Genomic DNA, 11890 nt, shown 5'->3' on the forward strand with positions numbered 1-11890 from the left:
TCGACGAATAATAGTACTTATAGCGTAAAGACGTGATCGGCTTTGATTGGGGTAGTTGTACTATTCACTAACGCGGGAGTTTATACCCTTTTTGCATTGGTTATTGTATCAATTGACAGTACATTACATGCTCATCTATTACATTTGCAATGGTAACTCATGACAATAACTCGTCTTGCGATCGCCACCTTCGCCGGTCTGCTATTTTCCAGTTCGCTGCTGGCCGAAGAGATCGGCTCGGTCGATACCGTATTTAAGATGTTTGGGCCGGACCACAAAATTGTGGTGGAAGCGTTCGATGATCCTGATGTTAAAAATGTAACCTGCTATATCAGTCGGGCCAAAACGGGCGGGATTAAGGGCGGACTGGGACTCGCAGAGGACACGTCTGACGCCGCTATTTCCTGTCAGCAAACCGGACCGGTTGAGTTAAGTGATAAGATCGCCAAAGGAAAAGCGCAGGGTGACGTTGTGTTTCGCCAGCGTACTTCACTGATTTTTAAAAAGTTGCAGGTTGTCCGCTTCTTTGACAGCAAGCGCAATGCGCTGGTCTACCTGGCGTATTCGGATAAGGTGGTGGATGGTTCGCCGAAAAATGCGCTGAGTGCCGTGCCGATTATGCCCTGGCATTAACGCATAAAAAAACGCCCGAAAGGGCGTTTTTCTGAGGCCGTTACTCTTGCAGGTCACCGCAGAAACGGTAGCCTTCACCGTGAATGGTAGCAATGATTTCTGGCGTATCCGGTGTGGATTCGAAATGTTTACGAATACGGCGGATGGTGACATCAACGGTACGATCGTGAGGTTTCAGATCGCGTCCGGTCATTTTTTTCAGCAAATCAGCACGGGTCTGAATTTTGCCGGGATTTTCGCAGAAGTGCAGCATGGCGCGGAACTCACTGCGCGGCAGTTTGTACTGCTCACCGTTGGGATTGATCAATGAACGGCTGTTGATATCCAGTTCCCAGCCGTTGAACTTATAGCTCTCGACCTGACGACGCTCTTCATTAGGCAGCGGTAAGTTCATGGTGCGTAACAGCAGATTACGTGCACGAATAGTTAACTCACGCGGATTAAATGGCTTCGTGATGTAGTCGTCTGCGCCAATTTCCAGTCCAAGGATCTTATCAACTTCGTTATCGCGTCCTGTCAGGAACATTAATGCCACATTAGCTTGCTCACGCAGTTCACGCGCCAGTAACAGGCCGTTTTTGCCCGGCAGGTTGATGTCCATGATAACCAGGTTAACATCATTGTCGGTCAATACCTGATGCATTTCTGCACCATCGGTCGCTTCATACACGACATAACCTTCCGCCTCAAAAATACTTTTGAGGGTATTACGCGTGACCAGTTCGTCTTCAACGATGAGAATGTGCGGGGTCTGCATGTTTAGCTACCTAATTTTGCCAACTAAATTGAAAACAGGGCGTACAGCGGTTAGGTGCTCTCCAGTGCGGAGAACGGCAAGCTTTGCTGAACCGTTGTACGAAAGTCATTGTGATAAGCTTTTATCAAGGTCAACAACCGTGTTCGCTCAGCCAGCCGTAACGACAATTCCATGCCCTGCGGAATAATAAATTGAAACATATACTAACTGTCTTAACAGCAACCTAACAGCAATAACAACAACTGCTAAGCATAAAAACAACGCTTCGTTGACTTATATCAAATGCAATTGTAGCACGTTAACATTTCTGTGAAAAACATCCCGAAAAATTGACGCAGAAGGCGATTACACGTCATTTTTGTACCGACAGGCACAGCACAGCACAAAACGGGATGTTAGAAACTTACTATCACAGAGGGCTGAATTGAAAGGCTTTTATTTTGAAGTTTCTGATAATGTGCACTTTATGGTAAAAAAGGACGCAATGGCTTTTTTTAACGTGTTTTAACATGTATTTCAGGGTGTTAACCTCAAAGCTTATACCTCTTAATATCACGCTACATGTTACACTGCACCGTCTACATTTACTGATGGAATGATCATGCTTTTTCCTCTTATCCTCGTCTCGCCCGCCCGGCCGGAAAATATCGGCGCAGCGGCCCGTGCCATGAAAACCATGGGTTTTAGTGAACTGCGCATTGTCGCCAGCGATGCCTGGCAGGACCCGGCTGCACGCCGTGTGGCGCACGGCGCGGGGGACATCCTGGATAACGTGAAAACATTTGCTACGCTGGCTGATGCGCTGGCGGATATCGATTTTTCCGTCGCCACCACCGCGCGCAGTCGCGCCAGGTTCCGTTACTACGCCACGCCCCAGCAGGTTGAAGCCCGGTTGCTTGAAAAGCGGCAGTGGGTAAACAGTATGGCGCTGGTGTTTGGTCGCGAAGATAGTGGGCTGACCAACGAGGAACTGGATCAGGTTGACCTGCTCACCGGGATCCCTATGGCGCAGGACTATCCTTCATTAAATCTCGGGCAGGCGGTGATGGTGTACTGTTATCAGTTAGCGGCCCTTAACCAGGTCACAGCGCCCGTTACGCCGCTTGCCGATGCGCAGCAATTGCATGCGTTGCGCCAGCGTCTGACGCAGCTACTCCAGCAACTGGATGTCAGCGACGACATCAAAATGTCAGACTGGATTAATCAGCGTATTGGTTTGCTGGAACAGCGCGACAGTGCAATGCTGCATCGCCTGTTACATGATGTGGAAAAAAAGCTCGCAGAGAAATCCTCGGGGAATGCGTAACTATTTAGTGACAGATGTTAATTAAGCGCACGATACCAAACGATTCGCCAGGTTTTTTTCCTGCAATCACACGCTAAGCATGGCGAGTTTTTTTTGCGCAAAGGATAAAACCGTTGACTTGATGTGCGCTTTGATTTACTTCTTAGAACCAGACGGACAACCAATGACAGACAGAAAATAAATCTGAATGCGTAATCACAGCCTGAACACCACAATTATTACCACCACCATTACCATGGGTAACGGGGCGGGCTGACGCATCCAGGAAAAACAAAAAAAGAAGCCCGCACCTCACGAGTGCGGGTTTTTTTTTGACTCAAAATCAGGAGAGTTGACATCATGCGAGTGCTGAAATTCGGTGGGACCTCGGTGGCCAATGCAGAGCGTTTTCTGCGCGTCGCCGATATTCTGGAAAGTAATGCGCAACAGGGACAGGTTGCTACCGTGCTTTCTGCACCTGCAAAGATTACCAACCACCTGGTTGCGATGATTGAAAAAACCATCAGCGGTCAGGATGCGTTGCCCAATTTGAGTGATGCGACGCGCATCTTCGCAGAACTGCTGCAGGGGCTGGCCGAGGCACAACCCGGTTTCGACTATGAGGGGCTTAAGAGCCGTGTTGACAGCGAATTTGCGCAACTTAAACAGGTTCTGCACGGCATCAGCCTGTTAGGACAGTGCCCTGACAGCGTCAATGCGGCCATTATCTGTCGGGGCGAGAAGCTCTCCATTGCCATTATGGAAAAGCTGTTAGAAGCCCGTGGCTATGGCGTCAGCGTGATCGACCCGGTCGAAAAACTGCTGGCCATCGGTCATTATCTGGAATCAACCGTGGATATCGCCGAGTCAACCCGCCGCATTGAAGCCAGTCAGATCCCAACAGAAAACATGATCCTGATGGCCGGTTTCACCGCCGGTAACGAACGCGGTGAACTGGTGGTGCTGGGCCGCAACGGTTCTGACTATTCAGCGGCGGTGCTGGCGGCCTGCCTGCGGGCCGATTGCTGTGAGATCTGGACCGATGTGGACGGGGTTTATACCTGCGATCCGCGCCAGGTTCCGGACGCGCGCCTGCTCAAATCCATGTCTTACCAGGAAGCAATGGAGCTGTCCTATTTCGGGGCCAAAGTTCTGCATCCTCGCACTATCGCACCTATCGCGCAGTTTCAAATCCCGTGCCTGATCAAAAACACGGCCAATCCCCAGGCGCCAGGTACGCTGATTAGCGGCAACGGCGAGCAGGATGAGTATCCGGTCAAAGGCATCACCAACCTGAACAATATGGCGATGTTTAACGTCTCCGGCCCGGGCATGAAAGGCATGGTGGGCATGGCGGCCCGCGTCTTTGCCACCATGTCGCGCACCGGCATTTCTGTGGTGCTCATTACCCAGTCTTCGTCTGAATACAGCATCAGCTTCTGCGTTCCTCAGAGCGAGCAGGCCCGCGCCCGTCGCGTGCTGGAGGACGAATTCTATCTTGAACTGAAAGATGGTCTGCTGGATGCGCTGGACGTTATCGAAAATCTGGCGGTGATCTCGGTCGTGGGTGACGGAATGCGTACCCTGCGCGGGATTTCAGCCAAGTTCTTCTCTGCGCTGGCGCGGGCCAATATCAATATCATTGCGATTGCTCAGGGCTCGTCTGAACGATCAATTTCCGTCGTGGTAAACAATGACGACGCCACCACCGGTGTTCGCGTGGTGCACCAGATGCTGTTTGCCACCGATCAGGTGATTGAAGTCTTCGTGGTGGGCGTTGGCGGTGTGGGCGGCGCGCTGCTGGATCAGTTGCATCGCCAGCAGGCCTGGCTCAAACAGAAGCATATCGACTTGCGCGTATGCGGTATCGCCAATTCCCGTGCGCTGTTAACCAATGTACACGGTATTGATCTCAGTAACTGGAAAGGCGAGATGGAGCAGGCCAAAGAGCCGTTCAATCTGGGACGCTTAATTCGTCTGGTAAAAGAGTATCATTTGCTCAATCCGGTCATTGTGGACTGCACATCAAGTCAGGCGGTGGCCGACCAGTACGCGGATTTCCTGGCTGAGGGCTTCCACGTAGTGACGCCGAATAAAAAGGCGAATACCGCGTCATGGGAATATTACCAAAAGATGCGCGCCGCCGCTGCCGGATCGCGTCGTAAGTTCCTGTACGACACTAATGTGGGCGCCGGTTTGCCCGTTATTGAAAATTTGCAAAATTTGCTGAATGCAGGCGATGAATTGATCCGCTTCTCCGGTATTCTGTCGGGATCGCTGTCGTATATTTTTGGCAAACTGGATGAAGGTGTCTCGCTGTCGGAGGCCACGCGCATGGCGCGCGAAATGGGATTCACTGAGCCGGATCCGCGTGACGATTTATCCGGCACGGATGTCGCGCGTAAGCTGCTCATTCTGGCCCGCGAAGCCGGCTATCAACACGAAATGCACGACATTGAGATTGAGCCGTTGCTGCCAGCGCACCTGACCGCCATCGCCGATATTGAGCAGTTTATGCAGCAACTGCCCGACGTCGATGCGGCGATTGCCGCCCGAGTGGCGCAGGCGCGTGAGGCGGGCAAAGTGTTGCGTCTGGTCGGCGTGATCGAAGAAGGCGGAGCGTGCAAAGTCAAGATCGAGGCAGTAGACAGTAACGATCCGCTTTTTAAAGTGAAAAACGGTGAGAATGCACTGGCGTTCTACAGCCGCTATTATCAGCCCATTCCGTTGGTGTTGCGCGGATACGGTGCAGGAAATGACGTGACAGCAGCGGGCGTGTTCGCCGATCTGCTGCGCACACTGTCGTGGAAGTTGGGAGTGTAATGATGGTAAAAATTCATGCGCCGGCCTCAATAGGCAATGTCAGCGTGGGCTTTGATGTGCTGGGCGCGGCGGTCTCGCCAGTGGATGGTTCATTGCTGGGGGATTGCGTCTCGGTCGAGGCGGCCGACAGCTTTAGCCTGAGCAATACTGGCCGCTTTGTCAGTAAACTGCCCAGCGATCCTAAAGAGAATATCGTTTATCAGTGCTGGGAGCGGTTCTGCGAAGCCATTGGCAAAAGCGTGCCGGTGGCGATCACGCTGGAAAAAAACATGCCTATAGGCTCGGGGCTGGGCTCCAGCGCCTGTTCCGTGGTTGCGGGTCTGATGGCCATGAACGAATTTTGTGGCAAACCGCTGGATGACAACCAGCTCCTGACGTTAATGGGGGAGCTGGAAGGGCGCATTTCCGGTAGCGTGCATTACGATAATGTCGCGCCGTGCTTCCTTGGCGGGATTCAACTGATGATCGAGGAAAATGGGATCATTACCCAGGCGGTGCCAGGCTTTGACGACTGGCTGTGGGTGATGGCCTATCCGGGCATCAAAGTGTCAACAGCGGAGGCGCGGGCGATTTTACCGGCGCAGTACGCGAAGCAGGACTGCATCAAGCACGGCCGACTGCTGGCCGGATTCATTCACGCCTGCCATACGCGCCAACCCGCGCTGGCGGCTAAACTGATGCAGGATGTGATTGCTGAGCCGTACCGGACTCAGCTGTTACCGGGCTTTGCCCAGGCACGTCAGGCTGCTCAGGATATCGGGGCGCTGGCCTGCGGTATTTCGGGCTCTGGCCCCACGCTCTTTGCCATTTGCAACCAGATGGAAACGGCACAGCAGATGGCCGACTGGCTGAGCCAGCACTATCTGCAGAACGATGAAGGCTTCGTCCATATCTGCCGTCTTGATACGGCTGGCGCACGTAAACTGGGATAACGCATGAAACTCTACAATCTTAAGGATCATAACGAGCAGGTCAGCTTCGCCCAGGCGGTGAAACAAGGTCTGGGTTCACAGCAAGGGCTGTTTTTCCCGCTTGAGCTGCCTGAATTTGAACTGACCGACATCGATGCCATGCTGGAGATGGATTTTGTTACACGCAGCAGCAAAATCCTCTCTGCCTATATTGGCGACGAAGTGCCGGCGGCGCATCTGACCGAACGCCTGAAAACGGCCTTTACCTTTCCGGCACCGATCAAAGCGGTGACCGATGATGTCGCCTGTCTTGAACTGTTCCACGGCCCAACCCTGGCGTTCAAAGACTTTGGCGGCCGTTTTATGGCGCAGATGCTGTCCTATGTAAGTGGTTCAGATGAGCAGATCACGATTCTGACGGCAACCTCTGGCGATACCGGTGCCGCCGTCGCCCATGCGTTTTACGGCATGGAAAATGTGCGCGTCGTGATCCTGTATCCGCAGGGCAAAATCAGCCCGTTGCAGGAGAAATTGTTCTGTACGCTGGGCGGCAACATCGAAACCATTGCGATTGACGGCGATTTTGATGCCTGCCAGGCATTGGTCAAACAGGCCTTTGATGATCAGGAACTGAAGAAAGCTATCGGCCTGAACTCAGCCAACTCCATCAACATCAGCCGTCTGCTGGCGCAGATTTGTTATTACTTTGAAGCCGTCGCGCAACTGCCGCAGGAAAAACGTAATCAACTGGTCGTCTCTGTACCAAGTGGCAACTTTGGTGATTTGACGGCAGGTCTGCTGGCGAAGTCACTTGGGCTGCCGATCAAGCGGTTTATTGCGGCAACGAATGCCAATGACACGGTGCCGCGCTTTCTTGGCAACGGCGAATGGCAGCCTAACGCGACCGTCGCGACATTGTCGAACGCCATGGATGTGAGCCAGCCGAATAACTGGCCGCGCGTTGAGGAGCTGTTCCGTCGCAAAACCTGGCGCCTGAGTGATTTAGCCTACGGCGCGGTATCCGACGCGGTGACGCGCGAAGCGATGCGTGATCTGGCGAAACTGGGTTACGTATCAGAGCCGCACGCGGCGATTGCCTGGCGCTTGCTGCGTGACCAGTTACAGGACGGCGAGTACGGCTTATTCCTTGGCACGGCGCACCCGGCGAAGTTCCTGGAGAGCGTGGAAAGTATTCTGGAGCAGAAGCTGGCGCTGCCGACTGAACTGGCAGAGCGTGCCGATCTGCCGTTGCTGTCGCATACCATGAAGGCAGATTTTGCCTCACTGCGTGCCTTTTTGCTGAAATAAAAGAAAGGTGGCTCGTGCCACCTTCCTGCATTCCGTCGCGCGTCGGGCAGGTTTACTGTTCGGCGCGTTTAAACACCAGTTCGTTGTCTCTGCTTTCCTCTGCTGCAAACCGATAACCCTCAAGGTCAAACCGGGTTAACTGCTCAGGTTGGGTCAGGCGCTGCTGAATAATAAAGCGGCTCATCAATCCCCGGGCCTTCTTCGCATAGAAACTGATGACTTTATATTTGCCGTTTTTCTCATCCAGAAACACCGGCTTGATCAGGCGCGCCTGCAGCTTTTTCGGTTTGATCGCTTTGAAGTATTCGTCTGACGCCAGATTAATCAATACGTCATCGCCCTGGCGGGCAAGGGCTTCATTCAGTTTTTCAGTGAGCAGGTCGCCCCAGAAGCTGTAAAGATCCTGGCCTGCCGGATTCGCCAGCTTGATGCCCATCTCCAGGCGATACGGCTGCATCAGATCCAGCGGACGCAGTAAACCGTATAAGCCCGACAGCATCCGCAGATGTTGCTGCGCAAAGTCGAAATCGTGTTCGCTAAAGGTTTCAGCCTGCAAACCGGTGTAGACATCGCCTTTGAACGCCAGAATAGCCTGACGGGCATTGTCCAGGCTGAAGTCGGGATGCCAGCTGTTGAAACGTTCGGCGTTCAGATGGGCCAGTTTATCGCTGATACTCATTAATGACGCGATCTGCGCAGGCGACAGCGTACGCGCAATCTGAATCAGCTGTTGTGACTTTTCTAACAGGGCAGGTTGGGTAAAGTGCTGCGTGGCCAGGGGGCTTTCATAATCCAGCGTTTTGGCGGGCGAGATCACCATCAACATCGTCGCGTCCTCAGTAAGTCCCTTTCAGAAAGGGGAGAGCCAGTCATTGTTGCTGCGAGTGTAGCAAAAAAGCCGCAAGGATCGGCAAATCACTCCCATTCGTTCGCGCTATCGTAAACGGCATTCCCCGACCTTGCACCGCCGTTGCCGCGTGATATTATCCCAACAGCCTTTTATCACCCTGACAGTTAACTAAGAGAAAAGAACATGACGGACAAACTGACCTCCCTGCGTCAACTGACCACCGTAGTGGCCGACACCGGTGATATCGCAGCGATGAAGCTGTATCAACCCCAGGATGCCACCACCAACCCTTCTCTGATTCTTAACGCTGCTCAAATCCCTGAATACCGTAAACTGATTGATGAAGCGATCGCGTGGGCACGTCAGCAGAGCAACGATAAAGAGCAACAACTGCAACTGGTCTCTGACAAACTGGCCGTAAACATTGGTCTGGAAATCCTTAAACTGGTCCCGGGCCGCATTTCGACCGAAGTGGATGCGCGTCTTTCTTACGACACAGAAGCCAGCATTGCCAAGGCACGCAGCCTGATCAAACTGTATAACGATGCCGGTATCAGCAACGATCGTATCCTGATCAAACTGGCGTCAACCTGGCAGGGTATTCGTGCAGCAGAACAGCTGGAAAAAGAAGGCATCAACTGTAACCTGACGCTGCTGTTCTCCTTCGCCCAGGCGCGTGCCTGTGCGGAAGCGGGCGTGTATCTGATTTCGCCTTTCGTAGGCCGTATCCTCGACTGGTACAAAGCGAACACCGATAAAAAAGAGTACGCGCCACACGAAGATCCAGGCGTGGTATCCGTCTCTGAAATCTATAACTACTACAAGCAACACGGTTATGAAACGGTGGTTATGGGGGCAAGCTTCCGTAACGTCGGTGAAATCATTGAGCTGGCTGGCTGTGACCGTCTGACCATTTCACCTGCGCTGCTGAAGGAGCTGGCTGAAAGCGAGGGCACGCTGGAGCGTAAGCTGAGCTACAGCGGTGAAGTGAAAGCGCGTCCGGAGAAAATGACCGAATCAGAGTTCCTGTGGCAGCACAACCAGGATCCGATGGCGGTGACCAAGCTGGCGGAAGGTATCCGCAACTTTGCCATCGACCAGGGCAAACTTGAGAAGATGCTGGCAGAAATGCTGTAATCGTTCACCGTGGCGGCACCGTCGCCACGGTTTTCCCTTTCCGTCACGGTTTGTTATTCTTTTCACTACGTCCTTTCCTTATCACCGCACTGCGGTAAACCACAGCGAACAACATCATGAACACATTACGTATCGGATTGATCTCGGTTTCCGATCGCGCAGCGAACGGCATTTATCAGGATCAGGGCATTCCGGCTCTGGAAGCCTGGCTGAGCGGTGCGATCAGCACGCCTTTTGAACTGGAAACGCGACTGGTCCCGGATGAGCAGCCCATGATTGAGCAGGCCATTTGCGAGCTGGTGGACGAACGCTTCTGTCATCTGGTGCTGACCACCGGTGGAACCGGCCCGGCCCGTCGTGATGTGACGCCGGATGCGACATTAGCGGTGGCCGATCGCGAGATGCCAGGATTTGGCGAGCAGATGCGGCAAATCAGCCTGAAGTTTGTGCCGACCGCGATTCTATCGCGCCAGGTGGGCGTGATTCGTAAACAATCCCTGATCCTTAACCTGCCCGGTCAGCCGAAATCCATTAAAGAAACGCTGGAGGGGCTGAAAGACGCGCAGGGCAACGTCCTGGTCCCAGGAATTTTTGCAGCTGTACCTTATTGTTTACAGTTGCTGGACGGACCTTATGTCGAAACTCACGCGGAATGCGTAGCAGCTTTTCGCCCAAAAAGCGCCATACGTGAGATAAATAACTAAATATTCTGCTTTTCAGGAATAAGCTACAGCCTGGCTGGTGTGGTGATAAATTGACGGTATAGTAAGCACAGCTTTACAACCGTTCTCTTTATCTCTGGACGCCTATGACCACACTTGAGACGCCGCGCCTGAAACCTCAGGACTATAAAACGCTGGCACTGGCTGCGCTGGGTGGCGCGCTGGAATTTTACGACTTTATCATCTTCGTTTTTTTCGCCGCCGTTATCGGTGAACTCTTCTTTCCCGCCGATATCCCCGACTGGCTTCGCCAGTTACAGACGTTCGCCATTTTTGCCGCGGGTTATCTGGCGCGTCCGCTTGGTGGCATCATCATGGCGCACTTTGGCGACAAAGTGGGCCGTAAAAAAATGTTCAGCCTGAGCATATTGCTGATGGCCTTACCCACTCTGGCAATGGGCGCGTTGCCCACCTGGTCGTCGATTGGTCTTGCCGCGCCGCTGTTGATGCTGCTTCTGCGCATGCTGCAGGGGGCGGCTATCGGTGGTGAAGTGCCTGGTGCATGGGTGTTTGTGGCGGAGCATGTGCCTTACAAACGCATTGGTATCGCCTGCGGCACGCTGACCGCCGGACTGACGATTGGCATCCTGTTGGGATCGGTGGTGGCAACCTTAATTAATACAACGCTGACGCAACAGGCGATTCACGATGGCGGCTGGCGCATTCCTTTCTTTCTGGGCGGGGCGTTTGGCTTAGGCGCCATGTATTTACGCCGCTGGCTGCATGAAACGCCGGTTTTCGTGGAGATGCAGCAGCGCAAAACGCTGGCGCAGGAACTGCCGCTGAAAACCGTGGTCATGAAACATCGAAAATCGGTAGCGATTTCAATTCTGCTGACCTGGATGCTGTCGGCCTGTATCGTTGTGGTGATTTTGATGGCACCGGTCTGGTTGCAGAAACAGCATGGAATGGTGCCGGCGCTGACCTTAAAAGCCAACAGCATTGCGATTATTATGCTGTGTGTGGGCTGTATCTTATCCGGACTGCTGGTGGACCGCTTCGGTACCAGCCGGACATTAAGCACAGGAAGCGTATTGCTCGCACTGTGCAGCGGGCTGTTCTATTCGCTGGCACCGCAGCATCCTGATTACCTGTTTTTGCTTTACGGGCTGGCAGGTCTTAGCGTGGGTGTTGTCGGGATTGTGCCCTTTGTCATGGTGCGCGCGTTCCCCGCCGAGGTTCGCTTCACCGGCCTGTCTTTTTCCTACAACCTTTCCTATGCGGTGTTTGGCGGGCTGACGCCGATTTGCGTAACATTGCTAATGAATGTGTCTCCCCTGGCGCCTGGCTGGTATGTCATGGCGCTGGCGCTGGTGGGACTGATCGTCAGCGTCTGGCTGAGACAGGATATCAGCCACGAGCCTTGCCTGAGTGAAGGCATCAAGCAGGCCTGAACCCTGTACGCGGAGCCCGGCTCCGCGCTTTCTTTTTCTCTGCCAGCCGCGGCGTGCAGTCTGATGCTCG

Annotated in this window: 11 protein-coding genes and 1 other annotated feature; of the genes, 9 read left to right on the forward strand and 2 right to left on the reverse strand. The window is 53.5% G+C overall.

From position 1 onward, the window contains the following. Positions 1-159: 159 nt before the first annotated feature. On the forward strand, positions 160-633 hold the full coding sequence (creA, locus tag C1N64_RS06080) for a protein CreA (protein ID WP_006117619.1): 474 nt from the start codon (positions 160-162) through the stop codon (positions 631-633). A gap of 40 nt (positions 634-673) precedes the next feature. Here creA and arcA read toward each other — a convergent pair whose 3' ends face one another. Then, positions 674-1390 (reverse strand): two-component system response regulator ArcA, encoded by a 717-nt coding sequence (arcA, locus tag C1N64_RS06085; protein ID WP_006117620.1) that lies wholly within the window; start codon positions 1388-1390, stop codon positions 674-676. A gap of 601 nt (positions 1391-1991) precedes the next feature. Between arcA and C1N64_RS06090 the strand changes: the two genes are divergently transcribed. From C1N64_RS06090 to thrC, 5 genes are all read left to right on the forward strand, one after another. Next, complete coding sequence (locus tag C1N64_RS06090; protein WP_006117621.1) at positions 1992-2696, forward strand: tRNA/rRNA methyltransferase; 705 nt, start codon at positions 1992-1994, stop codon at positions 2694-2696. Positions 2697-2883: 187 nt separating this feature from the next. Further along, complete coding sequence (thrL, locus tag C1N64_RS06095; protein WP_071988721.1) at positions 2884-2952, forward strand: thr operon leader peptide; 69 nt, start codon at positions 2884-2886, stop codon at positions 2950-2952. Next, positions 2891-3010: a sequence feature (Thr leader region), on the forward strand. (Overlaps the previous gene by 62 nt.) 25 nt (positions 3011-3035) lie before the next feature. Beyond that, a complete protein-coding gene (gene thrA / locus C1N64_RS06100; RefSeq protein ID WP_205957275.1) occupies positions 3036-5498 on the forward strand; it encodes a bifunctional aspartate kinase/homoserine dehydrogenase I in 2463 nt (820 codons plus the stop codon). Between the two features lie 2 nt (positions 5499-5500). Continuing rightward, a complete protein-coding gene (gene thrB, locus C1N64_RS06105; RefSeq protein WP_006117623.1) occupies positions 5501-6430 on the forward strand; it encodes a homoserine kinase in 930 nt (309 codons plus the stop codon). Between the two features lie 3 nt (positions 6431-6433). Then, the gene (thrC, locus tag C1N64_RS06110; RefSeq protein WP_006117624.1) at positions 6434-7717 is read left to right on the forward strand and encodes a threonine synthase; all 1284 of its coding nucleotides are present in this window, start codon (positions 6434-6436) and stop codon (positions 7715-7717) included. Between the two features lie 52 nt (positions 7718-7769). On the opposite strand, the gene yaaA is transcribed toward thrC, so the two are convergent. Continuing rightward, positions 7770-8543, reverse strand: coding sequence for a peroxide stress protein YaaA (gene yaaA, locus C1N64_RS06115; protein WP_054634518.1), 774 nt, complete (start codon positions 8541-8543; stop codon positions 7770-7772). A gap of 207 nt (positions 8544-8750) precedes the next feature. Here yaaA and tal point away from each other — a divergent pair, with 207 nt between their 5' ends. The 3 genes from tal to C1N64_RS06130 all read left to right on the forward strand — a co-directional run bounded on the left by tal (position 8751) and on the right by C1N64_RS06130 (position 11820). Continuing rightward, on the forward strand, positions 8751-9704 hold the full coding sequence (tal, locus tag C1N64_RS06120; protein ID WP_033740221.1) for a transaldolase: 954 nt from the start codon (positions 8751-8753) through the stop codon (positions 9702-9704). Positions 9705-9820: 116 nt separating this feature from the next. Then, on the forward strand, positions 9821-10408 hold the full coding sequence (gene mog, locus C1N64_RS06125) for a molybdopterin adenylyltransferase (protein WP_006117627.1): 588 nt from the start codon (positions 9821-9823) through the stop codon (positions 10406-10408). A gap of 104 nt (positions 10409-10512) precedes the next feature. Beyond that, a complete protein-coding gene (locus C1N64_RS06130) occupies positions 10513-11820 on the forward strand; it encodes an MFS transporter (protein ID WP_367143318.1) in 1308 nt (435 codons plus the stop codon). Positions 11821-11890: the final 70 nt, after the last annotated feature.

The organism is Pantoea sp. SGAir0215 (assembly GCF_043543215.1).

Coding starts and splice junctions, on each gene's coding strand:
- creA (WP_006117619.1), top strand. CDS start 160: ATGACAATAACTCGTCTTGCGATCGCCACCTTCGCCGGTCTGCTATTT.
- C1N64_RS06090 (WP_006117621.1), top strand. CDS start 1,992: ATGCTTTTTCCTCTTATCCTCGTCTCGCCCGCCCGGCCGGAAAATATC.
- C1N64_RS06130 (WP_367143318.1), top strand. CDS start 10,513: ATGACCACACTTGAGACGCCGCGCCTGAAACCTCAGGACTATAAAACG.
- mog (WP_006117627.1), top strand. CDS start 9,821: ATGAACACATTACGTATCGGATTGATCTCGGTTTCCGATCGCGCAGCG.
- thrB (WP_006117623.1), top strand. CDS start 5,501: ATGGTAAAAATTCATGCGCCGGCCTCAATAGGCAATGTCAGCGTGGGC.
- thrC (WP_006117624.1), top strand. CDS start 6,434: ATGAAACTCTACAATCTTAAGGATCATAACGAGCAGGTCAGCTTCGCC.
- arcA (WP_006117620.1), bottom strand. CDS start 1,390: ATGCAGACCCCGCACATTCTCATCGTTGAAGACGAACTGGTCACGCGT.
- thrA (WP_205957275.1), top strand. CDS start 3,036: ATGCGAGTGCTGAAATTCGGTGGGACCTCGGTGGCCAATGCAGAGCGT.
- tal (WP_033740221.1), top strand. CDS start 8,751: ATGACGGACAAACTGACCTCCCTGCGTCAACTGACCACCGTAGTGGCC.
- yaaA (WP_054634518.1), bottom strand. CDS start 8,543: ATGTTGATGGTGATCTCGCCCGCCAAAACGCTGGATTATGAAAGCCCC.